The organism is Streptomyces sp. CA-288835 (assembly GCF_050936385.1).
In the GTDB taxonomy this organism is placed as follows: Bacteria; Actinomycetota; Actinomycetes; order Streptomycetales; family Streptomycetaceae; genus Streptomyces.
In genome coordinates this window covers 5,981,819-6,007,147 of sequence record NZ_JBNJMW010000001.1, presented here as the reverse complement: position 1 = coordinate 6,007,147, position 25,329 = coordinate 5,981,819, and the positions used below count along the sequence as shown (strand labels likewise).

19 protein-coding genes are annotated in these 25,329 nt (G+C 69.4%); 12 read left to right on the top strand and 7 right to left on the bottom strand.

The genetic code is table 11. The annotated features are described in order from the left end of the window. Window positions 1-59: 59 nt before the first annotated feature. From ACQEVY_RS27365 to hemL, 3 genes are all read right to left on the bottom strand, one after another. Window positions 60-1,355, bottom strand: a complete 1,296-nt coding sequence (locus tag ACQEVY_RS27365) for a hypothetical protein (RefSeq protein ID WP_432952074.1) — start codon at window positions 1,353-1,355, stop codon at window positions 60-62. A gap of 158 nt (window positions 1,356-1,513) precedes the next feature. After that, window positions 1,514-2,188, bottom strand: coding sequence for a histidine phosphatase family protein (locus tag ACQEVY_RS27360; protein WP_432952073.1), 675 nt, complete (start codon window positions 2,186-2,188; stop codon window positions 1,514-1,516). Next, a complete protein-coding gene (gene hemL, locus ACQEVY_RS27355) occupies window positions 2,185-3,501 on the bottom strand; it encodes a glutamate-1-semialdehyde 2,1-aminomutase (protein ID WP_432952072.1) in 1,317 nt (438 codons plus the stop codon). Before hemL ends, ACQEVY_RS27360 begins: the two co-directional genes overlap by 4 nt. A gap of 147 nt (window positions 3,502-3,648) precedes the next feature. Here hemL and ACQEVY_RS27350 point away from each other — a divergent pair, with 147 nt between their 5' ends. From ACQEVY_RS27350 to ACQEVY_RS27335, 4 genes are all read left to right on the top strand, one after another. Further along, entirely contained in the window at window positions 3,649-4,308 is a 660-nt protein-coding gene (locus ACQEVY_RS27350) for a hypothetical protein (protein ID WP_328770913.1), read from the top strand. Window positions 4,309-4,550: 242 nt separating this feature from the next. Next, complete coding sequence (locus tag ACQEVY_RS27345; RefSeq protein ID WP_432955418.1) at window positions 4,551-6,179, top strand: MFS transporter; 1,629 nt, start codon at window positions 4,551-4,553, stop codon at window positions 6,177-6,179. 18 nt (window positions 6,180-6,197) lie between these two features. Next, window positions 6,198-6,725, top strand: coding sequence for a hypothetical protein (locus ACQEVY_RS27340; RefSeq protein ID WP_432952071.1), 528 nt, complete (start codon window positions 6,198-6,200; stop codon window positions 6,723-6,725). 144 nt (window positions 6,726-6,869) lie between these two features. Beyond that, window positions 6,870-7,067 carry a hypothetical protein gene (locus ACQEVY_RS27335; protein WP_031116763.1) on the top strand — a complete coding sequence of 66 codons (198 nt, stop codon included), beginning with the start codon at window positions 6,870-6,872 and terminating at the stop codon, window positions 7,065-7,067. A 109-nt stretch (window positions 7,068-7,176) separates the two neighbouring features. On the opposite strand, the gene ACQEVY_RS27330 is transcribed toward ACQEVY_RS27335, so the two are convergent. Further along, on the bottom strand, window positions 7,177-8,598 hold the full coding sequence (locus ACQEVY_RS27330; RefSeq protein WP_432952070.1) for a DUF2252 domain-containing protein: 1,422 nt from the start codon (window positions 8,596-8,598) through the stop codon (window positions 7,177-7,179). Beyond that, complete coding sequence (locus ACQEVY_RS27325) at window positions 8,595-9,233, bottom strand: potassium channel family protein (RefSeq protein ID WP_432952069.1); 639 nt, start codon at window positions 9,231-9,233, stop codon at window positions 8,595-8,597. Before ACQEVY_RS27325 ends, ACQEVY_RS27330 begins: the two co-directional genes overlap by 4 nt. A gap of 289 nt (window positions 9,234-9,522) precedes the next feature. Here ACQEVY_RS27325 and ACQEVY_RS27320 point away from each other — a divergent pair, with 289 nt between their 5' ends. The 6 genes from ACQEVY_RS27320 to ACQEVY_RS27295 all read left to right on the top strand — a co-directional run bounded on the left by ACQEVY_RS27320 (window position 9,523) and on the right by ACQEVY_RS27295 (window position 15,022). Further along, on the top strand, window positions 9,523-10,182 hold the full coding sequence (locus ACQEVY_RS27320) for an HdeD family acid-resistance protein (RefSeq protein ID WP_432952068.1): 660 nt from the start codon (window positions 9,523-9,525) through the stop codon (window positions 10,180-10,182). Window positions 10,183-10,297: 115 nt separating this feature from the next. Next, entirely contained in the window at window positions 10,298-11,647 is a 1,350-nt protein-coding gene (locus ACQEVY_RS27315; RefSeq protein WP_432952067.1) for a hypothetical protein, read from the top strand. A gap of 3 nt (window positions 11,648-11,650) precedes the next feature. Next, window positions 11,651-12,514, top strand: a complete 864-nt coding sequence (locus ACQEVY_RS27310) for a YhjD/YihY/BrkB family envelope integrity protein (protein ID WP_432952066.1) — start codon at window positions 11,651-11,653, stop codon at window positions 12,512-12,514. A gap of 147 nt (window positions 12,515-12,661) precedes the next feature. Beyond that, window positions 12,662-13,129: an SHOCT domain-containing protein gene (locus ACQEVY_RS27305; RefSeq protein WP_432952065.1), complete on the top strand. Its 468-nt coding sequence runs from the start codon at window positions 12,662-12,664 to the stop codon at window positions 13,127-13,129. 30 nt (window positions 13,130-13,159) lie between these two features. After that, entirely contained in the window at window positions 13,160-13,627 is a 468-nt protein-coding gene (locus tag ACQEVY_RS27300) for a DUF7144 family membrane protein (RefSeq protein ID WP_432952064.1), read from the top strand. Window positions 13,628-13,648: 21 nt separating this feature from the next. Further along, window positions 13,649-15,022 carry a diacylglycerol/lipid kinase family protein gene (locus ACQEVY_RS27295; protein WP_432952063.1) on the top strand — a complete coding sequence of 458 codons (1,374 nt, stop codon included), beginning with the start codon at window positions 13,649-13,651 and terminating at the stop codon, window positions 15,020-15,022. A 365-nt stretch (window positions 15,023-15,387) separates the two neighbouring features. On the opposite strand, the gene ACQEVY_RS27290 is transcribed toward ACQEVY_RS27295, so the two are convergent. Then, complete coding sequence (locus ACQEVY_RS27290) at window positions 15,388-17,790, bottom strand: non-reducing end alpha-L-arabinofuranosidase family hydrolase (RefSeq protein ID WP_432952062.1); 2,403 nt, start codon at window positions 17,788-17,790, stop codon at window positions 15,388-15,390. A 282-nt stretch (window positions 17,791-18,072) separates the two neighbouring features. After that, the gene (locus ACQEVY_RS27285) at window positions 18,073-19,584 is read right to left on the bottom strand and encodes a sigma-70 family RNA polymerase sigma factor (protein WP_432952061.1); all 1,512 of its coding nucleotides are present in this window, start codon (window positions 19,582-19,584) and stop codon (window positions 18,073-18,075) included. A 448-nt stretch (window positions 19,585-20,032) separates the two neighbouring features. Here ACQEVY_RS27285 and ACQEVY_RS27280 point away from each other — a divergent pair, with 448 nt between their 5' ends. After that, window positions 20,033-20,344, top strand: coding sequence for a trypco2 family protein (locus tag ACQEVY_RS27280; protein ID WP_432952060.1), 312 nt, complete (start codon window positions 20,033-20,035; stop codon window positions 20,342-20,344). Window positions 20,345-20,720: 376 nt separating this feature from the next. Then, window positions 20,721-25,196 carry a tetratricopeptide repeat protein gene (locus tag ACQEVY_RS27275; RefSeq protein ID WP_432952059.1) on the top strand — a complete coding sequence of 1,492 codons (4,476 nt, stop codon included), beginning with the start codon at window positions 20,721-20,723 and terminating at the stop codon, window positions 25,194-25,196. The last annotated feature ends 133 nt before the right edge of the window (window positions 25,197-25,329 follow it).

Sequence of the window (25,329 nt, the reverse complement as noted above, 5' to 3'; positions counted from 1 at the left end):
GTTTCGCATGTCCGTTCCGGGGATCTTGCGCACCCCCCTCACGGGTGGAAACCCACACGTCAGGCCGCGTTTTCAGACTCTTCCTCGGCCCCGTTCCCGGCGCCCTTCGAGGGGCTCGCGGCGACATCCCCGAGGTAGGCGTTCCAGCCACCCACCGGCTCCTGCCCGACATCCAGCGCCCGAAGCTTCTCGAGCACTTCCGGCTTCTGTACGTCCATCCAGTCCACGAACTGCCGGAACGACACGAGGCGTACGTCCTTTTTGCCGGCCATGTGCTTCAGGGCTCCCTCGACGGCGTCCATATAGATGCCGCCGTTCCAGTCCTCGAAGTGGTTGCCGATGAAGAGGGGTGCGCGATTCGTCTCGTATGCCCGCTTGAATCCGGCGATGTACGCCCCGGTGGCCTGCTTGCGCCAGCCCGGGTAGTTGGCGGGCGGGGCCTTGGTGGAGTTGAGGGACTGGTTGGCGAGGATGTTGTAGTCCATCGAGAGGACCTCGAAGGTGTGGCCGGGGAACGGGATCGACTGGAGCGGCAGATCCCACAGGCCCTGGTTCTTTCCGGGCCACTGCTGGCGGCCGCCGGGCGAGGAGGCGTCGTAGCGCCAGCCGAGTTCGCGGGCGGCGGGCAGCAGGTTCTCCTGGCCGAGCAGACAGGGCGTGCGGCCACCGATGAGTTCCTTCTCGTAGTCGAAGGGCAGCGCGGGCAGATCGGTCCAGCCCGTGTTCGTACGCCATTCCTTGACGAAGGACTTCGCCTGGTCGATTTCGCTGCGCCATTGCTTGGGCGTCCAGTTGGCGACGGTGCCGGTGCCGCCGCAGAAGTGGCCGTTGAAGTGCGTGCCGATCTCATGGCCGTCGAGCCATGCCTGCCGTACGTACTTCAGTGTCGTCTTGATGTGGTCGTCGGTCAGATAACCGATGTCGGAGGCGCCCGGCGCATTGTTCGGCGGAAGGTACTTGCGCTTTTTCGACTCGGGCAGGAGATACAGCCCGGTGAGAAAGAACGTCATGTGTGCGTCGTGCTCTTTGGAGAGGTTCAGGAACCGCTCGAAGAGTCCGTTGCCGACGTCTCCCGCGCCGTCCCAGGAGAACACCACGAACTGCGGCGGGGTCTGGCCGGGTTCGAGGGGTTCGGGCTTGGCGGGCTGGTTGGGCTGCTTGCCGGTGTAGGCGGTGGAGCCGTCGCCTATGGGGCGGTCGGTGCTCCCTTTGCCCTTGTCTTCGCCGGAGTCTTTATCGGAACCTTTGTCACTGCCGAAACCGTTTCCCAATTCGGTACCGCAGCCCGCGAGTCCCACAGCCGCCGCAGCACCGGCTCCGAGTCCCAGCATTCCCCGTCGTGTGATGTGGCGCATTTCCGCCCCGTTCGTCGCGCTGTTCCATGCCGGATGACACCGGATTAGAGGGCGCGACGAACATGGGGGTTGCTGGAAAACGCGTCACAATTACCGTGCGGGACGGGGATGAACTTGTTACAGACGCAATGGAACGAGAGGGCGCGATGAGCCGTCGCCTACGCTCCAAAGGCTTTGTCTTTGCCCTTGACCGGCTTCGCCCCCGCCAGCAGATGCGGAGGTACGAGATCGCGGGCGGGCTCGGTGTAGCCGACGGAGACGATCTTGTCGCCCTGGTAGGTGAAGGTCGTCAGCGAGGCGAGGGTGCACTGGCGCTTGCGCGGGTCGTGCCACAGCCGGCGCCGCTCGACGTAAGAGCGCACGATCCAGATCGGCAACTGGTGCGAGACGCATACCGCTTCATGTCCGCGGGCCGCGTCCTTGGCGGCGTCCAGCGCCCCCATCATCCGTACGACCTGCTCCAGATACGGCTCACCCCAGGACGGCTTGAAGGGGTTGAAGAGATGCTTCCAGTTCTCGGGCCGGCGCAGCGCACCGTCGCCGACGCCGAAGGTCTTGCCCTGGAAGACGTTGCCGGCCTCGATCAGCCGGCGGTCGGTCGCGAGGTCCAGGCCGTGACTCTCGGCGATCGGGGCCGCCGTCTCCCGCGCCCGCTCCAGGGGCGAGGCGACGACATGCGTGATGTCCCGGGGGGCGAGGTGCTCGGCGACCCGCTCGGCCATCCGCAGCCCCAACTCGGACAGGTGGTAGCCGGGCAGACGCCCGTACAGGATCCCGTCCGGGTTGGCGACCTCGCCGTGCCGCACCACGTGTACGACGGTGATGTCACTCATGCTGCCGTGGCCTCCGCTGCTGCCCGTGCCGCCGCCGGAAGGGCGTCGGCGATCCGCTGGACCGCCCGCTCGTCGTGCGCCGTCGAGACGAACCAGGACTCGAAGGACGACGGGGGCAGATAGACGCCCTGCGCGAGCATCGAGTGGAAGAAGGCGGTGAAGCGGTACGACTCCTGTGCCTTCGCGTCCTCGTAGTTCTTGACGGGGCGGTCGGTGAAGAACACGGAGAACATACTGGAGGCGTTCTGCACGCGGTGCGCCACGCCCTCCTTGGTGAGCGCGTCCGACACCAGCGTACGGAGCTGCTCTGACACCGCGTCGACCTTGGCGTACGCCGCGTCGTCGAGAAGCCGCAGCTGGGCGAGCCCGGCGGCGGTGGCGACCGGGTTCCCGGAGAGGGTGCCCGCCTGGTAGACGGGCCCGGCGGGTGCGAGGTGCGCCATGACATCGGCGCGGCCACCGAAGGCGGCGGCCGGGAAGCCGCCGCCCATGACCTTGCCGAAGGTCATGAGATCGGGACGTACACCATCAATGCCGAACCATCCGGACTTGCTGGTACGGAAGCCGGTCATGACCTCGTCCGAGATGTACAGCGCACCGTTTTCCGCACAGGCGTCCTTGAGCCCCTGGTTGAAGCCGGGCTCCGGCGGCACGACGCCCATGTTCCCGGGCGCGGCCTCGGTGATCACGCAGGCGATCTGGCCGGGGTGGGCACGGAAGGCTTCGCGGACGGCGTCGAGATCGTTGTACGGGAGGACGACGGTGTCCCCGGCCTGGGCACCGGTGACGCCGGGGGTGTCGGGCAGCGCGAACGTGGCGAGTCCACTGCCCGCGGCGGCCAGCAGGGCGTCCACATGCCCGTGATAGCAGCCGGCGAACTTGATCACCTTGGCCCGCCCCGTGTACCCGCGGGCGAGACGGATGGCGGACATGGTCGCCTCGGTGCCACTCGAGACGAGCCGAACCTGGGCGACGGGCTCGACCCGGGCGACGATCTCCTCGGCGAGCGCGACCTCGCCCTCACCGGGCGTACCGAAGGACGTACCGCGAGCAACGGCCTCCTGGACCGCCGCGATCACCTCCGGGTGGGAGTGGCCGAGGATCATCGGCCCCCAGGAGCAGACGAGGTCCACGTACTCCCTTCCGTCGGCGTCGGTCAGGTACGGACCGGTGCCGGACACCATGAACCGGGGCGTACCACCCACGGCGCGGAACGCTCGCACGGGAGAGTTCACGCCGCCGGGTGTGACGGCCGCCGCACGGTTGAAAAGAGCATGAGAAACTGGGGCGTCGTATTCGTACGGATAGTTCACACAGCCATGTTGTCAGAGGCCTCGAAGATCCTGCGGACAGGTGTTTCAACGCACGTTTCGGCGCGCGACCGCGGGGGAGGTCACTGACATGATGATCGGGTTGCGTGGCGGGGATGGCGCACCTTAGATAAGCAGTCGGGTGGAGATATGCATCGCGGTGGCGGACTGGGCGAGGGGACCGATGACCTCGGTCCTCGCCGTGCCCGGCGGGGAAGGCACCGGCGCGAGGCTGAAGCGGCGGCCGAGACACGCGAAACCCGCGAGGTACGGCAGACGGAGAGTGAGCCCGAGCCGGGCGAGCGGATCGACGGGCTGAACGGGCTCCGTCGGTTCGACGCCCCACGGGCAGGGAGCAGGAATGGTGGCCGGGTGGGGGTGACGTACAAATACTTCGGGGCTCCGGACGGCGCGACAGCCGCTCGCGTCCCCATCTCCATGCGCCCAGAGGAACTCGGCGGCGACGAGCTCGGCATGAACGGCATGTTCACGAAGATCAAGCCGGAGACGATGGCCGCGATGGTCCTCACCGGCATAGAGGGCGTACCGCTGAACAAGGTCCCGCCGCTCGAACTCGTAGTCCTGCACCCGGACTACGCCGTAGTCAAGCTCCCCATGACGGTCGTAGACCCCCTACGCGGAATAGGCGAGGAGGCAGTCGGCGCGGCAGCCTTCATCTGGTCGACGGTCCCGGACCGGGGCGGCCCGCGGGACGCGTTCAACGTGTACCAACTGCTGCATGAGTGGCAGGACTTCTCGCATCGGTTGCATGAGGCGGGGCATCAGCCTTATTGCCTTGTGTGGCCCTGAGCTGGGGTTTCACTGGTAGCGGGCGGGGTCTTCGGGCCTCGCCTTTTTCAGTGCGTCGGTGAGAGGGTTCGGCACCCGCGTTCCCCACCGGCCGGGCGGCACAGGAGTGCTGACCTTCCCCCGTGGCGGGTGAGGCGCGAGGCGCGTACTTCAGGTGCGATGGGCAGGAGCGGCGGAGTGTGTGCCGGCCACTGCCCGGCCGGCTCCGCCTGCGTACCGGCCGACTCGGCGAGGTGGACACCGTGAAGCAATGGCGGGCGCTGATCGTCCTCGGTACGGCCCAGTTCCTCATGGTCCTGGACACCTCCGTCATGAACGTGTCCATCAGTCAGCTGGTCGAGGACTTCGACACAGAGGTCACCGCCATCCAGGCCGTCATCACTCTGTACGCACTGGTCATGGCGGCGTTCATGATCATCGGCGGCAGGTTGGGGGACATCCTGGGGCGTCGCCGTATGTTCCTTCTGGGTCTCGTCGTCTACGGCGTGGGGTCGGCCCTGACCGCCGTGGCACCCACCCTGTGGGTCCTCACACTGGGCTGGTCCGTCATCGAGGGGCTCGGAGCCGCCATGGTGCTGCCGGCCATGGCCGCCCTCGTCGCGGAGTCGTATCGCGGGAAGGACCGGGCCGTCGCCTACGCGGTGATCGGCGGGCTCGCCGGTGCCGGGATCGCGGTCGGCCCGCTGCTGGGCGGCTGGGTGACGACGTACCTCACCTGGCGGCTGGTCTTCGCCGGCGAGGTCGTGGTCGTCCTGGCCGTCCTGCTGTGCCGCCGGGTGATCGCGGAGTCCCCCCGGACCGGCCCGCCCCCGCGGCTGGACGGCGTCGGCGCCGTGCTCTCCGCGGCCGGACTGGGGCTGGGTGTGCTCGGGGTGCTGCAGAGCAGCACCTGGGGATGGGTGCAGCCCCGCAACCCTCCGTTCACTGTCTTCGGCTTCGCCCCGACGCTGTTCGTCGTCGGCGCGGGGGCGGCCGTCCTGGCCCTCTTCCGGCACTGGGAGCGGCGGCGGGTGCACCAGGGCGCCGACCCCCTCGTGCACCTGTCCCTGCTGGGCAGACCCGTGCTGCGGTCCGGCCTGATGACGCTGCTGAGCCAGAACCTCATCCTGCTGGGGCTGTTCTTCACCATCCCGCTGTACTTGCAGGTGGTCCAGGGATTCGACGCCTTCGAGACGGGGCTGCGCCTGCTCCCCGTGTCCGCCACCATGCTGGTGACCTCCCTTTCCGCGTCCTCGCTGGGACGGGTGTGGGGGCCGCGCCGGGTCGTCCGGCTGGCCCTGGTGACCCTTGCCGCGGCCATCGTGTGGCTGCTGGCCACCATCGACCCGGTCATCGACGACGCGCAGTTCGCCGGAGCCATGGCCCTGCTGGGCGTGGGCGTCGGCCTGCTCGCCTCGCAGCTGGGGAACGTCGTCCAGTCCGGCGTCGGCGAGGAGGAACGCAGTGAGGCCGGAGGACTCCAGTTCACGGCACAGAATCTGGGCTCGGCGCTGGGCACCGCGCTCATCGGGTCTATCCTCATCGGTGCGCTGGCCCACGCCTTCACCACGCAGGTGGCGGACAATCCGCGGCTGTCCGAACAGACCCGTGAGGAAGTCGGTGTCGCCCTCCAGGCGGGGGTCACCTTCGTCTCCACCGATCAGGTGCGCTCGGCGGCCGAGCGTGCCGGGTTGCCATCGTCGGAGGTCGACGCCGTCGCGGACTCCTACGCCTCCGCGCAGCTGGACGGTCTGAAGGCGGCGATCCTTGCCACCGGCGGCATCGCTCTCGCCAGTTTCCTGGTCACTCCGCACCTGCCGACCGCCCGGGACAGCCGTCCGCGGCAGCCGGACACCGATGCTGCGGCCGGGGCGACCGGATCGACGCGCTGAGTCCGGAGGGAGTCACCGGTGTTCAGGACCAGGATCGTCCCGGCCACGGCTCGCGGGGAGCGCCGTGCCGAGCATCGGGCCCGCGCGGACTACACGGGCGGCGTCTACGGATCCATGCTCGCGGCCTCCGTGGTGATCGGCGCCGCCTCCCTGGGCGAGTTCCCGCGCACCGAGCTGGTGCTGCTGCTGTTGCTCACCGGCGTGGTGTTCTGGATCGCGCATGTGCATGCCCAGTTGTTCGGGGCGCGCTTGTCGCAACAGGCTCTGGACCGCCATGTCGTGCTGCACGTGTGCCGTGACGAGTGGCCGATCGTCAAGGCCGCCGTCCCGCCGGCCGCCGCGGTCACCGTCAGCCCGCTCCTGGGCCTGGACGTGCAAGGTGCCCTCTGGCTGGCTCTCTCCGTCTCCGTGGCCGGGCAGGTGGGCTGGTCCGTGGCCGCGGCACGCCGCGCCGGTGCTTCGCGGCGGCTTGTGGCCGCCACCGCATCGGTCAACCTGTTGCTCGGTCTGCTGATCATCTCCTTCAAGATCGTTCTGACGCATTGATCTGTGGCGTCCGTCTTGGTCTGTGGCGTCCGTCGCCGGGCGGCGGTCACCTGTACCGGGTGAGGCCCGAAGGAGCGCGGAAGCGGACGATCGCAGGGAAGGGCGCCGTCCGCCTGTCCCAGGCAGTCGAGGGGAGGACAGCTCGTGCGCTACGAGATCCGAGTCGAAGGCCACCTGTCGGAAACGCTGGCCAAAGCCTTCCCGGAGCTGGGCCACGTGGTGATGTCCGGCCAGACCGTCCTGTTCGGCCCTGTCGTGGACGAGGCGCACCTGTACGGGCTGCTGGCGCGCTGCCAGTCACTGGGACTGCGCGTCTTGGAGATGCGGCAGGTGCCGGAGTGACAGGACCGGGCGGTGTGCGATACCGGATCGCTCGGAGCGCCATGAGCATCCGGCCGGCCCGCTGGACGGCGAACCGTAGCGATCTCGCGTGGTGACCGGGCAGGCGTCCTCAGAGCCGCTCCGCCCTGATCCGACCGGAGCGGCAGGCGGCTTCCAGCGCCTCCGCGTCCCGCTCGTTCTGGTCGGCGTAGGACTGGGCGAACCGAGTGAGCGCGCGGTCGAATCGGTCGCTGCCGCCCAGGTAGGCGGCGAGGGCGAGGGGATCGCCCGAGCGGGCGTGGGCCCGTGCCAGGGATGACCCGCACAGCCGGCCGAAGAGGGAGAGCAGGCGCGGCCCCATGGTCTCCGGCCGTGCGATGCCCTTCCAGTCCCACAGCTGGCGCACATAGAAATCCCTGCCCTGCCCGTCGAGGCCCACGACATGCGTCCAGCCCAGGAAGATGTCGCTGGTGGTCTGCATCAGGCGCTGTCCGGCCACCACCCGGCGGCCCTGGTTGTCGTAGCGCTCACCGCCCGTGTGGGCGGCCAGCACCGACTCCTGGGCCTCCTTGGCCTGCAGCAGCAGGGGATCGTCATCGTCCCTGCCGAGCAGGAGCAGCACCCAGCAGCGCGTACCGACGCTGCCGACGCCCACCACCTTCCGGGCCATGTCCACCAGGTGGTAGTGACGCAACAGGTGCCGGCGTTCGGACGGCAGGGTCCGTGCGTATCCGTCCAGAAGGGTCTGCAGCTCCTTCTCCCGCCCGGCTTCGGACGGGTCGGCCGACAGCTGATCGAGCGGCGTGATCAGCGGTGGGTCCGGGGCGATGCGCCGGCCATCGGCCGTGACGCGGGTGAGCTTCTCGAAGGCCTTCAGGTGCGTCCGCGTGCGGGCCCGCGTCGTGGCCTCGGCCGTACGACGCCTGGCCTCCCTGTCCAGTGACTTGTCGTTCGACGACGCCAGCAGTTCCCGCAGCCGGTCGGCGTCGTCCTGGGCGTACCAGATGTCCAGGGTGCGCATGCCGGCGAACTCGCGCATCCGCTCCCGGTACGCCTCCACGCAGCCCCGCACCGTGCTGTTCTGTTCCTTGAGCGAGAAGCCGTTCGCGCGGGCCACCGTCGCGAAACCGGCCGCCAGCCGCTTGACGTCCCATTCGAACGGCCCGGGCAGCGTCTCGTCGAAGTCGTTGATGTCGAAGACCAGACGGCGCTCCGGCGAGGCGAGCAGCCGGAAGTTCAGGGGGTGGGCGTCCCCGCAGAGCTGTACCTGGAGTCCGGTGTTGGGGAGGGGCGCCAGGTCAGCTGCCATGATCGCGGCCGCTCCCCGGTAGAAGCGGAACGGCGACTCGAGCATGCGGCCGTAGCGGATCGGCACCAACTCTGGTACGCGGTCGGCCGACTGACGCTCAATCACCTCGATCGGGTCCGGTCGCCGCTGCGCCGTCTCGTACCAGCCGTGACACGAGCGCGACGCCCGCCTGCGCGCGTTCCTGCCGTACGCCGCTCGCTCGGCCGGCGACAGGGACGCGGTGAAAGCGCTGGGTACGGTCATGGTCCGGCCTCCCGGTCCGGCGGCGTCCCGGCGTCGGAACGCGGCTGAGCCGACGGTTCTCGGCGCTGCCGGCGCAGCCCCGCCTGGACCGCGCTCGCCAGCACCCGTGCGGCGACGCCCACGAGCAGCAGCCCTCCCGCCATCTGCAGCATCGTCAGCACGCGCCCGGTCTGGGAGCGTGCCGTGATGTCCCCGTAGCCGACGGTGCTGAAGGTGGTGAGAGTGAAGTACAAGGCGTCCGTCCTTGTCATCGGCTCGCTGAAGGAGCCCGGGGTGGAGCGCTCCAGCAGGTAGTAGGCGCCGGCGAAGAGGACCAGGAACAGCGCCAGCGTGGCGGCCAGGGCCTCGACGGCCTTGAGGCGCGGGTGGGGTGAGCGCGCGATGGCCCGCACCTCCCACCCGAACACCAGCAGCACCGCCACCAGACCGCACACGAGCAGCGCGGACGCACCGGCCGTACCGCGCTCGTCCAGGGGCAGCAGGTAGTAGGCGGTGACGAGACCGACGGCGATGAGCACGGCTCGGGCGACGGCGAGGACCGCCGCCCACCGGCGGGGGCGGAGCGGCAGGCGCCGCCGGTGCGCGTCCGGCCCGGACCGGGCGCGGTCCGTCCGGTCGGTGCGCGGATCGCTCATCTCGTGTCTCTTCGTTCCGTTCGGCCGGAAGGCCGATGGGCCGGGGGCCGGGGGCCGGGGGCCGGGCGGGCCTGGGGCCGGGGGCCGGGCGGGCCTGGGGCCGGGGGCCGGGCTCCGGGGGATTCCCACCTCACCGCCACGGAGGCATCGCCGGATCACCCGTGGTGGGTGATCCCGGCACCCGGTGACAGGCGTGAGCCTGGAGCGGTCAGGTCCTCGCACACCGACCCATCACGCTCCGCCCCGTCGGCGGTCCGGAGGCGACCACTCGATCACGCGAGGAGGAGCCATGACCATGCCGCACGGTCCGGCATCGAACACCGGACAGGGACACGAGCCCGACGCGGCGGCCCCCGGCCCGCTGGACGACCCCGCGCAGGCACTGGGGCGGCTCGGCCGTTCATGGACCTGGCTCCTGGGCTCGGCCGTCGCGACGTTGGTGCCGGGCGTCCTGGTACTGGTCTGGCCGGAGGGAACCCTGCACGTCCTGGCCGTCCTCATCGGCCTGTACCTGCTGGTGACCGGGGCGTTCCGGTTCGTGGCCGTCTTCGCGCGGGAGGGGCACGAACGGCTCCCGGGGCTGCTCCTGGCCGTGCTGTACGTGCTGGCCGGGGTGCTGTGCCTGCGGAACCCGCTGCAGACCATCACCGCGCTCTCACTGATCGTCGGGGTCGTCTGGCTGGTGTCCGGCATCCTCACCCTCTACACGGCCCTCGCCACCAAGGACCTGCCGCACCGCGGGGTCGTCCTGGGCGCCGCGGTGCTCGGCATCGTCGCGGGGATCGTGGTGCTCGCCCTGCCGGCCGAGTCGGCCCGCGCCCTGACCCGGCTGCTCGGCCTGTGGCTCGTCCTGCTCGGCCTGGCCGAGGCGGTGGTCGCCCTCGCGTGGCGGGCCGCGCTCCGAAAGACGCACACCACGGGGCCGCACGCCCCCGCCGAGACGGCCTGACACCGCACACCGCACCCCCCGCGGCAGACGCAGCGGACCCGGTCGCTCCCCTCCACACCGTCATCCCGAGCGGCGACCGCCACGGCCGGAGCGGCGCACACGGAAAGGAGCACCCATGAACCCGGCCGCGACGCCGGATTCGCCGGACTCCGGCGGAGCCGCGCACCAGAAACACGTCATGACCGCCGAGGAGCGAGCGGAATACGAGCGACTGCGCCGGCACGCGGCGGTGCGCCACCGACGGGTACGCCGGGCCGGCTCCATCGTCCTCCTCCTGCTGGGCCTGCTGCTCGCGCCCCTGGCCGTGGTCGCGGCCTGGGTCCAGGACACGGTCTCCGACACCGACCGGTACGTGGAGACCGTCGCGCCGCTGGCGTCCGAGCCGCCCGTGCAGGAGGTCGTGATCAACCGGCTCACGGACCGCGTGGTGGCCAACGTGGACGTCAAAGCGGTGACGGACTCGCTCACCAAGGTCCTCCAGGACGCCGGGGCACCACCCCGTGTCGTGGAGGGGGCCGAGTCCCTCGAGGGTCCGCTGCGCAACGCGGTCAGGACCGTCGTGGACCGCACCGTCACCCGCGTGATCACCAGCGACGCCTTCCAGCAGGTGTGGGAGGGCGCCAACCGGCGCTCGCACGCCGCCGTGGTGAACATGCTCACCGGAGAGCGCGAGGGTGCCGTGCGCGCCGAGGGCGACACCGTCCAGCTGAACGTGGGAGAGGTCGTCGACGAGGTTCGGGAACGGCTCGTCGACGCGGGCTTCGACAAGGCGGCCGCCATCCCGGACACGGACAGGACGATCACGCTGTTCCACACCGAGGAACTGGGCAAGGCGCAGGACGCGATGCGGCTGCTGGACATCCTCGGCACCTGGCTGCCCGTCCTGACCGTCGTACTCGCCGCGCTCGCCGTGTGGACCGCTCCGGCACACCGGGTGATGCTGATGATCACCGCGACGGGTGTCGGCGTGATGATGGTGGTGCTGCTCGTCGCACTGGCCGTGGTCCGACGGGTCTATCTGGACTCGGTCCCGCCCACGACGCTGCCCACCGACGCGGCCGCGGCGATCTACGACACGTTCGTCCGGTTCTTGCGCGACAGCACGCGCACCCTGCTGGTCGTCGCGGTGGTCACGGCACTGGTCGCGTACCTGTACGGTCCCGGGCGTCCCGCCCGCGCCGTCCGCACCGCGGCGGTCAGGGGCACGACGGCCGCCGGCCGGGGGCTGCGCCGTGCCGGAGTGCGCACCGGGTCCACCGGACGCTGGCTGGCGGACCACCGGGCATGGACCACCGGTGGCGTCATCGCGGCCGGAGCGCTGGCGCTGGTGCTCTGGAACCACCCCACGGTCGGAGCGGTGGCACTCATTCTGGGCATCGCCCTGGCCGTCATCGTCGTGGCGGCGATCCTCGCGGCCGCCGCGGGCCCGACCGCCGGGCATGAGGACCGGGCGGCGGTCCCGTGAGCCATGGCGAGAAAATCCCGCCCCGCCCCGGCGTCCCGCAGGCGCACGGCGGTGGAGCGGGCCCTGGGGAGCCTGCGGTCCGGTCCGGTGGCCCGGCTGCTTCCCCGCCTGTCGGCGCTCAACGTCGTGGAGGGCTCCGTGAGGCTGGCCGCGCAGGCCTTCATCACCGCGCTCCCGCTGCTGATGACCGTCGCGGCGTTCGCCCCCCAAGGGGTGCAGGACCTGCTGAGCGACTCCCTCCGTGCGGTTCTGGGGGTACGCGGCGACACGCTCGACGAGGTACGCCGTGCCTTCACCGCCACCGGCACACCACGGGACGCCGTCGGAGCTGTGGGCGTGGTGGTGACCCTCGTGTCCGCCACGGCCTTCAGCCGGGCGCTTCAGGCGGTCTGCGAACGGTGCTGGCACCTGCCCCGGACACCGGTGCGGGCCGCGGTCTGGCGCTGGCTGCTCTGGCTGCTCGTCTGGCTGGGCGTCCTCCTGATCCAGGCACCGCTGCGCAGCGGGTTCGGCGGCGGCGCGGTGATCGGAGGGATGCTGTCCCTGCTGTCGGCGACGCTGCTGTGGTGGTGGTCCCAGCATCTGCTGCTGGGCGGCAGGATCGGCTGGCGGAACCTGCTGCCGGGAGCGCTGCTCGCGGGCACAGGCACGGTCGGGCTGAGCTGGGCCGCCGGCCTGTTCGTGCCCACGGCCATGGAGCGCAGTCTGCAGGAGTTCGGGCCGCTGGGGCCCGTCTTCACGTTCCTCTCCTGGTTGATCGCCGTGTTCCTGGTGGCCGTCTCGGGCCTCGCCCTCGGCCAGTACGTCGCCTCCTCCGACTGGTACCGGACAGCGGCCGTCCCCCGCCGTGCACGGGCCGAATCCTGATCCTGCCGCAGGAGCGCATCCGTCGAGTGCCGGGCCGCACGCCCGCAAGGTCACCCGCATCGGGTGAGGCCACCCGGCCCTGGCCGTGCACACGCTGAAGACAGCACACAACGGCGGCCGGGCGAGCGCCCGGGACGGAGACGAGACATGAGCGCGCAGACGTACCTGGCGTACGACTATCCCCTGCTGAGCGTCTTCTGGAGCATGCTCCTGTTCTTCCTGTGGATCATGTGGTTCGTCCTGCTCTTCCGCGTCGTCGTCGACATCTTCCGCGATGACGCGATGAGCGGGTGGGCGAAAGCCGGCTGGCTGGTGCTCACCATCCTGCTGCCCTTCCTGGGCGTCTTCGTCTACGTGATCGCCCGCGGCAAGAACATGGGCCGCCGGGAGATAGCGCAGGCCCGAGCACAGCAGGAGGCCTTCGACGCCCACATCAGGGAGGCCGCAGTCGGCGCGGGCCGGCCCAGCAGCATCGACGAACTCGCCAAGCTGTCCGAGATCCGGGCCCGCGGCGACATCACGGACGAGGAGTTCCGCAGGGCCAAGGATCTGGTCCTGACCGGCCACGGCCCGGCGGAGGACGCCGGCTCCACCGCCCGCACCCACGGTCGCTGAGCATCCGCACACCACGAATCGAGGCGCAAGATGACCGCAACACACACCCGGCCGGAACCTACGGCGAAGCAGGAATGGGCAACCGGCCTGACGGTCTTCGCGGCCGTGATGCTCTTCCTCGTCGGCCTCCTCGACCTCTTCCGGGGCATCATGGCCATCGCCGAGGACGACATCTTCGTCACGACGCGCGATTACGTTTTCGAGTTCGACCTGACCGGCTGGGGCTGGGTCCACCTCGCTCTGGGCGCGGTCGCCGTGATCGTCAGCGTCGGACTGCTCAAGGTCTCGGTATGGGGGCGTGTCGCCGGCGTGGCCATCGCCGGACTCGTCATCATCGCCAACTTCCTCTCCCTGCCGTACTACCCGGTGTGGTCGATCGTGATGATCGCGCTCTCGGGCTTCATCATCTGGGCCCTGTGTGTGGTCCGGCGCGACAACCTCTTCGACCTGTCCGAGGAGCGCCCGCTGTCCGAGGAGCGCCCGCCGCACAAGGTGTGAGGCGCAGGAGAAGGGCCAACGGTGGGACGACACGGCGGGAACACGAGGGGGTCGGGAGAGGCAGGTGCCGCGGCCGTACGCGAGGACAGCGCCGGACGGGCTCGCCTCGCCGTGCTCGCCCTGCTGGGGAGCATCCTGGTGCCGCTCGTGGCCGCCGGTCTGCGGAGCGTGCTGTGGGCCCTGGTCGGCATCGCCGGGCTGGCGCTCGCGGCCGTCGGGGTGTGGTGGACGCTGGCGCACACCGGTGGGCTACGTGCCCTGGGCGCGGCCCTGTCGCTGGCCGCGCCGCTCGCTGTCCTCGCCCTGTTCGCCACGTTCGGCATGCTGGGGCCGGCCTTGGTGTCCCTGGCCCTGTGGGTGCTGGCCCTCACAGCGGCACGTACGGCTCTGGCACCTGGTCACATCGCCTCCGAACAGGCTGTCACCGAGGCGCCCCGCGCCCCCTGGGTCCTCATGAATCCGCGCTCCGGGGGCGGCAAGGTGGACCGTTTCGACCTGGTGGACAAGGCCCGGGCCGCGGGCTGCCGTGTGGTCCTGCTCGACGTGGGCCGGCACCAGGACGTCACCGAACTGGCCCGGCAGGCCGTCACCGAGGGAGCCGATCTGCTGGCGGTGGCGGGCGGCGACGGCACCCAGGCGCTGGTGGCCGAGGTCGCGGCACGCCACGACCTTCCCTTCGTGGTGATTCCCGCCGGTACGCGCAACCACTTCGCCCTCGATCTCGGCCTCGACCGCGACGATCCGGCGGCCGCCCTGGAAGCCCTGACCCACGGCGTCGAACTCCGCATCGACCTCGGGTACGCCGCGGACCGCGTCTTCGTCAACAACGCCTCGTTCGGCACGTACGCGTCCGTCGTCACCGACCCCGCGTACCGGGACGCCAAAGCCCGCACGACCCTGCGCACCCTCCCCGGCCTCCTCACCGGCGAGGACGCGCCCAGGCTGCGGACACGCGCCGACCGGACGTACGTCGACGGACTTCAGGCGCTGCTCGTCAGCAACAATCCCTACGGCCGTGCCGTCGACGCGGCCCATCCGGGGCGCAGGGAGCGGCTGGACTCGGGACTCCTCGGCGTGGTGTGCGTGCGGGTCGCCAGCACCGCTCAGGCGGCGCGCATGGTGCGCGGTCCGCGCTCCGGGGGACTCGTCCGGCTGAGCGCCGGGGAAGTCGTCGTAGAAGCCGACACGGACACCCTCCCGGTCGGCATCGACGGAGAACACGTCGTTCTGCCGTCACCCGTCGTGTGCCGCAGCGCGCCCGGGGCACTCCGGGTCCGCGTGCCACGCCGTCGCCCCCACGCACCGCGGGTCAGCGGCGGGGCGGCCGACTGGCTGCGCGTGGCACGGTTGGCGCTGGGCCGCCTCTCCCCGGGCCGGGGACAAGACGAGCCGTGAATGAGCGGCCCAGGCAGTCCCACGCGTGAGCGATGCGTGAGCGGACGGCCAGGGACTGGCAAGGAAGGCCAGCGCAGGAGGCTTCGGCGCCTCCGCCGGGTCAGCTCAGCCGCTCCGGCTCCCGAGCCCAGCCCATGTGGTCCTGAACTGAGGTTTCATGCACTGCGGCCACGGACTCCACCCGCACGCCGCGCCCTGGCCGGGCTGAATGAGCCGTGGTTGGACCGGATCGCCAAGGCCCGGTGTCCGCGGTGGCGTCGTAGTGCTTCGGTCCGTACCCATGATGAAGGTCCGCGAAAGAGAGGAACCCCAGCCGACGAACGGCTGGGGTTCCTCGACGCGGTGCGTATCGGTCAGCAGGCGGGTCAGCGCTGCAGGGTGAGGACGCCCGGTCGGTACGGCAGGCGGTCGTAGGGGTCGTTCGAGGTGGGCGACTTGCCCTGGTAGAGGAACTGCAGGTTGCAGGGGTCGATGGTCATGGTCTGGTCGGGGTTGTTGCGGACCAGGTCACCGTGGCTGATGTCATTGGTCCAGGTGGCACCGCTGTTGGCCTTGCCGGCGAAAGGGTTGCTCTCGGTGGCTGCCTGCGGGGTCCATGAGCCGTTCAGGCTGGAGGCCGTGAACGAGCGGAAGTAGCGCCCCTTCGCCCCCTTCGCCTCGACGATCATGAGGTACTGATTCTGGCCCTGGACCTTGTAGACCTGTGGGGCCTCGAACAGGTTTGCCTCGGTGTCACTCATGACCGTCGTGTACGACGAGTCGAAGTTGCCCGGGAAGTTCCCGATCGGCATGCTCGCCCGGTAGATCTTGCCGTTGTCACCGGCGAAGAACAGGTACATGTTCTTGTCGTCGGCGATCAGGGTCTGGTCGATCGGGCCGGTGGGCGAGTCGGTGCGGGGGATGCTGCCGGTGAACAGCGGCTGTGGCGAGGACCAGCCGCCCGGGTCGGTGGGGTCGCTCGACGTGCGGTAGATGAAGGGCCACTGGCCCCACTGGTACGCGAGGACCCAGATCTTCTTGGGCGCGAAGTAGAACAGCGTGGGCGCGACCGCGGGCTGGTTCATCGCCTTCTGTCCGGCGGACGCCATGTCCGACCAGTTGGTGAAGGGAGTGAAGGTCATCGAGCCGTACTTCGATCCGTCGAAGTTCGACCCGTAGACCAGGTGCTTGCCGTTGTGCACCACGTTGGTGAAGTCCTTCAGCGAGGCCCACCCGTTCGCCGGCTGCGCCAGGGCACCCGTCGAATTCCACTTGTACGTCGACGGAAGAGCACACGTGCCGCCCGTCGACGCGGGCGTTGTCGGGGTCGGGGTCGACGTCCCGGACAGGCCGGTCCACTTCTGGTTGTTGACGGACGCGCAGGAGTACAGCTGGATCTTGGTGCCGTTGGCCTTGGCCGCCCCGACGGCGTCGAGGCACAGCCCGGACTGGACGCCGGTGATCGTGCCGTTGGTGTTGATGTTCCACTGCTGGCCGGCGCCGCCGTCGCAGTCCCCGATGACCACCGCAGAGCTGTTGCTGGTGCCCTTGGCGTCCAGGCACTTGTTGCCGTAGACCTTCAGCTGCTTGCCGGCGGTGTAGGTCCAGCTTTGGTTGGTCTGTCCGTTGCAGTCCCACAGCTGCGCCTGGGTGCCGTTGACGGTGGTGAAGCCGTTGATGTCGACACAACGGCCGGAGGCCACGCCCTTGATCTCTCTGCTACCGGTACTGGTACCGGTACCGTCGGCCGGCTTGCTCGGGGTGGTGGCCGAGCCGGAATTGAGGGCGTTCACGACGGCGGTGTACGCGGGCTTGGGCTTGCCGTTGTTGTCGAACAGCAGCGCGTTCTCGCCGGTGCGCCAGGAGTCGCTGTCCCGCACGCCCCACACCGTGATGCCGGTGCACCGGGCCACGGACAGGCAGGCCTTGACCGCGTTGGCGTAGTGGGTGGGCGATGCCTGGGCGATGTCCAGCTCGGTGATCTGGACGTCCACGCCCAGGGCGGCGAAGTTGGCCAGGGTGGTCTGGAAGCTCGTCGGCGGGCCGTCCGCTCCGAAGTGGCTCTGGAGCCCGACGCAGTCGATGGGCACGCCGCGGGACTTGAAGTCCTTGACCATTCTGTAGACGCCCTGGGTCTTGGCGTCCGACCAGTTCTCGATGTTGTAGTCGTTGTAACAGAGCTTGGCCGAGGAGTCGGCCGCACGGGCGGTGCGGAACGCTTCCTCGATGAAGCCGTTGCCCAGCACCTTCTGGAACACCGAGCTGCGGAGCTGGCCGCTGGGGCCGTCGGCGAACGCCTCGTTGACCACGTCCCAGGCGTAGATCTCGCCCTTGAAGTGGGTCATCGTGGTGGTGATGTGGCCGTTCATCACGCTGCGCAGCGTGTTCGCGTCGCCGATCGAGCTGACCCAGGACGGGAGCTGCGAGTGCCAGACCGTGGTGTGGCCGCGCACGCGCTGGCCGTTCGCCTTCGCACGGTCGACGATCCGGTCGGCGGGGCCGAAGGTGAAGTTGCCGCGGGACGGCTGGACGGCGTCCCACTTCATCTCGTTCTCCGGGGTGATCATGTTGAACTCCCGGTCGGCGATCGCGGTGTACGCCGAGTCACCGAGTCTGCCGGCGGCCACAGCGGTGCCGAAGTATCTGCCCGAGGGGGCCGCCTCCGTACCCAGTGATGCGGCTCCGGCGGAGTTGGGGAGGATCGTCACGACACCGGCCACCACCGCCGCGGCCGACAGTCCTATCGCCCATGTTCGGCGTCTCCGGCCGAGCCGGTGCAGGCCCTTCATGCTTTTCCTCGGGGGTCGCGGGTGTGTCGCGTCATGGGAGGGACTTTCTTCAGGGGACGTCACAGGGGGCGGGGAGCCTGCCACGCCGGCACGCCATGGTGAGCGGCGGGAAGGGCACCCCACGCAATGGAGGCCTCCGAACCCGCGGTCTCGTAACGGAAAAGTCGCGCCGTCCGGACGAATGCTCAGTGATGCATCTCGCAGGCAAAAAGCGTTACGCCGAGCCCCGCGGTCTGGTCGTCCCTGGAGAAAGGGCGCACCGCCCCGCTCAAGGAGCGGTTCTCAAGCCCAGGCCCTGCGCGCGATGAAGGAAGCCTGGCCGGCGAAGGCCCTCGTGCCGTCGGAGCCGTCCAGCCAGATGCCACCGTCGCGGTGGCGGATGACCGATCCGGGATAGTTGTGCGCGTGCAGGGTCACCGACCCGGCGACCGCCCCGGGGCGCGGACAGAAGGTGGCGTCTTCACGGAACAGTTCGCTGCCGTCGTTGGTGCTCAGCCGTAGCCGCAGCTCACGATGGCGCAGATAGCGGCCGTCGGCGGCGCGGAAGGTGACGCACCGTGTGTCGGCCAGCCCCCGGATGACCGTGAAGGTGACTCGCTGCCGTGTCTGCGCGCTGCTGGACGCAGAGACCCGGCCGAGCGTCGCGAAGTCGCCGGCATACGTGACGTACAGGGCGGGCTGGTCCACGGACTCCAGCGAGTGTGCGCCCAGCGGAACGGTGCCGGCGACGGACGGACTCACCGGGGACGGCGTGGGATTGCCGGCCGTGGGAGCGGCGCTGACGCCGGGTGCCCGCTGCGCCGGTTCGGGCCAGGTCGCGTAGGTGGCGCCTCCGGCGATGAACACTGCGCCGGTGGTGAGGCCCACCAGTGGCTGAGCGGTCACCGCGGAGAGTTTGGCGATCAGCGAGCTGTGCAGACCGCCTGCCCCCGTCGCCGCCGCCGTACCGACGGTGACGTGTGCCGTGGCCAGCCCGGCGGCGCTCGCGGCCGTACCCGACAGCAGGCCCTTGGCGGCCAGCGCGGCGATGAGTCCGGCCGGGACGGCCAGCGGCGCGAGGCTGAGGAGCAGTAGTTCGGCCGGAACCCGTTCTGTCGTCGTCGCCATGCAGACCGGGCAGTCGCGGGTGTGCCGCGCGATCCGCTTGCGCCACACCGATGTACGCAGACCGTCCCAGCCGACGAGGGTCTCGTCCAACTGCGGACAGCGCGGGTCGGCCTCCAGCGCGGCGACGACCGTCCGGCTCAGTTCCAGCTGCTCGCGCATGCGTTGCAGGCGGACTCCGACGTGGGCGACCGTGAGCCCCGTCGCGGCAGCGATGTCGTCACGGCTCAGCGAGCCGGCGCGTTCCTGCCACCACAGCGACAGCAGCACTCGATGGTCCGGGTCGAGCCACCGGCCGGCTTCGACAGCCTGACGGCGCTCGTCGGACACATGCAGACGCAGAATCGTCATGTCCTCAGGTTCAGCGCCGGCATCCGGTATCTCGCGTGCCTCGTCGATGACCGTGGTCCGGCCGGCGAAGGCGCGTTGCCGGGACCAGTGGGTATTGATCTGGCGGAGCGTGATCGACACCAGCCAGGACCGAAAGCTCTCCGGGGAACGCAGGGCAGGCAGGTCACGCACCACGCGCAGCAGGGTTTCCTGGACGACGTCGTCGACGTCGGCATGTCCGCTCAGCGCTCGCCCGACGATGTTGTAGAGCAACGGCAGGTACGCGGCGATCAGCTCCTCGCGCGCCCGATCGTCACCGGCCTGCGCCGCGACAACCAGCCCCGCATGGTCCGCATCCATGAGCCTCATTCCCACCGCCCTCAGGGGAGCGATCCGCCGACCCCGGGCGCCACACCGTAGCGTCGGCAACCGTATGCGGCCAGAGCCTGTGACTTCGGTCACTGGACCGGCCCGCGCCGACTTGGAGGGCCTGCGCCAGACGCCGATACCGCTTTCCAAGCCGCTCGCCCTGTAGGGCCGTCAGGGCACATCCGGGGCACATGAGGCAGCAGGTGCGTGTACGTCCGCAGCGTGCGGCCCGGGTCCGAGTGGCTCGCCGGACTCTACGAAACTTAGGGCAACTCACCAGGGGCGTTCAGTTGCGGCCACCGGCTGCACCGGGTTCAGATCACAGCGTCGCTCCGAGAGAACCTGGCTCACGCACGCCGACTTCCCCTCCCCCTGTGCCCGAGCCTGGCCTCCTGCTACCGTCCGTAGTCTGATTTCAACCCTGAGTGTGAGGTGGGGCGTGACGCAGGATCAGCCCGACGCAGTGCCGCTGGCCGCGGCGATCAGCCAGTTGCGCAAGGAGCTTCAGGAGGCCATGGCGGACGGTGAGGGTCAGCGGCTGCGGTTCGCCGTCGACTCCATTGAGATGGATCTCCAGGTCGCGATCGACACGACCAAGAAGGGCAACGCCTCCCTGTCCCTGTGGCGGGTGCTCTCCCTGGGAGGCGGGCTCGACCACAAGCACGCCACCACGCACCGGCTGACCCTCAGGCTGTCTCCCACGGACACGCTCAACCCGAACTCTCAGACTCTCATCGGCGACGGCGAGTAGCTGGCCCCCGGGACGAGACGGACAAGTCATCGTGAAACCCTGGCCAGGCGATTCCGCGCTGCACCGCACCGTGCTGGTCCATGGGCCAAGAACCGGTGCCGGATACGCGGTCGGACCCGATCTGGTGCTCAGCGCGCAGCATGTCGCCGGCAACCGGGGAACCAACTGCCGGGTACGGCCAATCGGCGGGGATGAGGAACAGGGCTGCGTTGTCTGGGCCGACGAGTCGTTGGACTGCGCGCTGATCAAAGTAGACGCACGGCCCTGGGCTGGGTTGCCGGACCGTGGACGGACCACATGGGCCCGTCTGGTGGGGCTGAGTGCGGTGCGGTGCGCGGCATCGGGATTTCCCTGGGCAGCACAGCAAGCCGGCCCCGTGGCGGGGGACAACGTGGCGGGGCGGCAGCACGAGACGATCCTCGCGGATGTCGTCCCCAGTACGGGGTACGAGCGCAATCGGTACGCCCTGAACGTGATCACGGCCTCCCCCCGGGACCGCGAGCAGACGAGAGAGGGGAAGGCCCTCTCGGCGTGGGCCGGGATGTCCGGGGCGGCACTGCTGTCAGTAGAAGGCCACCACGTCCTCGGCGTGGTCGTGAGCGATCCTCACGCCTATCCCGGCGCACGCATCGAGGCCACCCGGGCCGAAGCGCTCCTGGCCGACGAGGAATTCCGCCGTCTCGTCGGGGCGTCCGCAGACGATCTGGAGGGGCTGCCGCGTCACACGTTCCTCGCCCCGGCTCAGCGGCGGCTGCCTGCGGCTCGTACCGAGGTGGATCTGCTCCTGGCCGCGCACGCGGTCGTGGACTACATCCCGCACATATCGGAAGCAGAAGCATCCGGGCCGGACCCGCTGGATGCACTGACCCACTGGTGCGAGGGCGAGCCCGTCTTCAGAGTCGCCGTACTTACCGGTGACGGCGGAAGCGGCAAGACACGACTGGCCACCGAGTTGTGTCGCACGATGTCTGAGCGTGGTTGGCAGACCGGCTACCTCGACACGGCACGGCCCCAGGCGGGGTGGGAGATCGACGGAGCGACGCTGCTGGTCGTGGATGACGTGGAGTATGCCGCACCAGCAGCGGGGGAGTTACTGCGGCAGCTGGCCGCGCGGCCCGGCGGCCCTCCCGTCCGTGTCCTCCTCGTGGCTCGACGCAGGGCCGGCAGCCACTGGACCATCCAGCTGGGCACGGCGAGCGACGGCGTACTCGAGCGGCACACCGATCTCGAGATCGACCTCAACGCCTTCTGCCTGAGTCCCACCAGCCGACGCCGGCATGTAGCGGAGGCGGCCCGGGCCTTCGCGCGGACTCTGGGCACCGCCGTGCCCGCCTGGCTGCCTGAGGTCGATGATCCTGAGTTCGCCAACCCCTTGCTGACGCACGCGTTGGCACTGCTGACCGTGTGCGGAGAACACGTCGACGTCGGCGGTGACGGCCGGGTGCGCGAGCAGGTCATGCGGACGCTGCTGCACCGTGAGCGCCAGCGCTGGGAAAGCCATCGTGCGGTACTGGGGTTGGGCGAACTCGCCGACCAGCGGGTCCAGTCGGCAGCCGTCATCGTGGTGACACTGACGGCGCCCACCGAGGACGAGGCGGTCGAACTGCTCACGGCAGTCCGCCTGTTCGACGATCTGGGTCCGGGGATCCGGCGTCGGACGGCTACTTGGCTCAGAGATCTCTTTCCGTCCTCGCCGGACGACACGGACGGCCGGATCCGCGGCCCCGCGCTCGACCTCATCGTCGAGGCATTGCTGGCCGAACAGGACCCCGTTTCGACCAAGGATCTGTTGACTCGGCTCTGCACAACGGAGGCCACCACAGGCGACCGGATCGCCCATGCGCTGCAGGTGATCCGGCTCGCCGCCGAGAACCGCGAGGCACCGAGAGAGATTCTCCATCTCTTTCTGGAGCACCACTTGCGCGAACTCGTCCCGCGCACGCTCCAGCCCGGCGGACATCGTCTGGCATCAGCTCTGTCCATGAGCATCGCCTTCACATCCACCCTCGATGGCGTCAGCGCGGCCCTTCTGGACAGTTGCCTGGATGCCGCGAAGCAGCTGCCCCCTCAACGGCCCGGCACGGCAGAACTCGCCGCTACCTTGTACGACATCTATCTGACGTGGCTTGAACATCTCAGCGACAGACTGGCCGAGTTACCCGATAGCGACCTGGTCGATAGCGACTTGGCCGACAAGGCCAAGCCATTCAGACTCGCCGCTTTGCACGAGGCGGGCCTGCGCTACCACGAGGCGGGCCGATGGCGTGACGCCCTGTCCGTCCTGCGTCGCGCCACCGAAGGCTACGAAGAGCTCATGGAGCACAACCCGGAGCGATACCGGGAGCCCTTCGCCACCGCCCTGCAGAACCTGGGCTCGGTCTCCATGAGCTCGCTCAAGGGCAAGGAGCAGTACGCGGAAGCAGCCAGAGTCCTGGAGCGTGCACGCGTTCTCTACGAGCGGCTGGTCGAAGACGATGCCTCGGCGCACAGCCGCCGTCTCGCCGCATGCCTCAACAACCTGTCTCTGTGTCTGCTCCGCCTTGACCGTCATGAAGAGGCAATGGTGTACGGCGGACGCGCCGCGGAGATCTACGAGTGGCTGGCCGCCTCGAGACACGACGAAGACGCCGGCAGCACCGGAGAACTGGCGAACAGCCTCATCGCTCTCAGCATGCTGTACGGGGAGCGCGGCCTTCACGCCAAGGCCGCGGAATGCTGCCGGCGAGCGGTCGACCTGTGCGAGCAGCAGGCCGAGGAAGACGACGCGATCGCCCTCAGACTGGCCGTGGCGCTGACGGAGCTCGGGCGGCACCATGCGGACCTGGGGAGGCCGAGCGACGGAATCGCCTGCAGCCGGCGGGCTGTGGAGATCACTCGAAGCCGGGCCGAGCAACTTCCCGAGCAGTTCCACCATCAACTGGTGGACGCCCTTTCCGTCCTCAACCGCTGCTACGTCAATGCCCGCAGGCCCGGGGAGGCTCTTGAGCACCTTCAGGCGACGATGCCCCTCATCGAGGCCATGGCCGAGACACATCCGTGGCGGTACCTGCCGGCACTCGGTAACGTGCAGGGCCTGCTCGCGGTGGTCTTCGATGCACTCGGCCGGGACACAACCGCTCTGCACTGCGCTGAGCGAGCAGTCGAGGTGTCCAGGCAGCTTTCGGACCAGGACCCGGTGGTGTATCTCCCTGTGCTGGCCGAGGACTTGCGCCGTCTCGCCGATCGATGCCGGGCGGCAGGCAGACTGAGTGAGGCCGTCGACCACGCCCGCCGGTCGGTACAGATCCGACGGCATCTCAGCGACGCCAAACCCGATCGTTACCTGCAGGAGCTCCCGGACAGCCTGCGCACCCTGGCCTGGGTGCTTCGCGACACGGGCATGAGCCCACCCGCAGCGGCGTGCAGCGAACAGGCGGTGGCGATCCTGCGGCATCTGGCCGACAGGGACCCGCTCCGCTTCCGGCATCTGCTCGCGGCCCAGCTGAGCGACCACGGGGTCCACTGCGCCACCGTCGGCCTACGCGAAGAAGCCTTCGACGCGGCTGAGGAAGCGGTAGAACTCTACGAAGCGCTCGCTCAGCGGGACCCGCACCTCCACCGCAGAGACCTCGCCATCTGCCTCGGCAATCTGGGTAACCGTCATCGCCAGTTGGGTGAGGCAAGCAGTGCACTGCCGTACTGCGAAAGGGCCGTTGGGATCTGGGAGGAGCTCTTCACGTATGAGCCTGGGCAGTTCAGGTCCGGCCTGGTCGGCGGCCTGGTGAATCTGAGCGATTGCCTGGCCCAGCTCGGCCGGCACGAGGAAGGCCTCCCGTACTCCGAGAGGGCACTCACCCTGCGCCAGGAAGTCTGTGAGCAGGAGGGGCGTCTCGGAGAGCTGGCCCTTGCCCTGCCGCTGAAAATCCACGGCCGCCTGCTCGCACTCGTCGGCCGCCTCGAGGAGTCGCTCGATGCCGCGATGCGCGTCGCGGAGATCTACCAAGGGGAGTACCGGGCCCGTACGAGCCTGCAGTCCGAGTTCCCAGCCGCGCTGGCCTGGGTCGCAGACCGTCAGGCCCTGCTGGGACAAGAGCGCGAGGCACGCGGGAGCCATCGCTTGGAAGTGACGATCTGGATGGAGCTCGCGCAGCGGGACGCCGGGTTCGCCGGGCAACTGGCGAGCGCCTTCAGACGGTACGCGGACACGATGGAGCGCTTCGGACATGTGGGTGCCGCCCGGCAGCTGCGTGACACAGCTGCCCACCACGACTTGATCGCGCCCAGACGGGCGGAGCAGATGGTCGACCTCGACGACCGCTTCTTCATCGACAGCGGATGGGAGACGGTGGCCGTGGCGATAGCAGCCGCCCAGGGTGGGGACACGGAGGCTGCCACATGGGTGGACGCCTTCCTGGTCAGACGTGCTCAGACGTCCGACTGGACACCGCTGGCCTCCGCGCTTCAGCGCGTACGCCGGGGGGATGGCAACACGGACAGCGATGACCTGTTCGCCGGCCTCGACCCGGATGACACCCTCATCGTGCGTCGCACGCTGGACCTGATACGCCTTCCAGCGAGCGAGCGGCCCGTCTTCACACAGGGCCGAGCGGACGCGGCAGTAGTCACGGCATGGCGGCCGAATATCGAAAGCTTGCTCCTGGCCGCCCAAGGGCAAGCGGAGGAAGACTCGGGCCTGGAAGAATTCCTGACCGAGCTCGACGAGGACCCATTGTGGACACCCCTGGCGGCGCGTATCCGCCGCTTCCTGACTGGCGAGCGTGGTCCGCAACTCCGCACGGGGCTCGATCCATTTGGCCGCGCGGTCATCTCGACCCTGCTCACCCGTGCCGAAGAGTTCATCGCCGAAGCGTAGGGGTTCCGACTGTCAGCGACGCTCTCCCGCAGCGACGCCGGGCTCGGCATGCGCGTTCTACGTCCGTGGCAGAGTGCCTCCGCTCGACACCCGTGCAGAAAGATACGGGTCATGGGACCTTTTCCTCGACGCA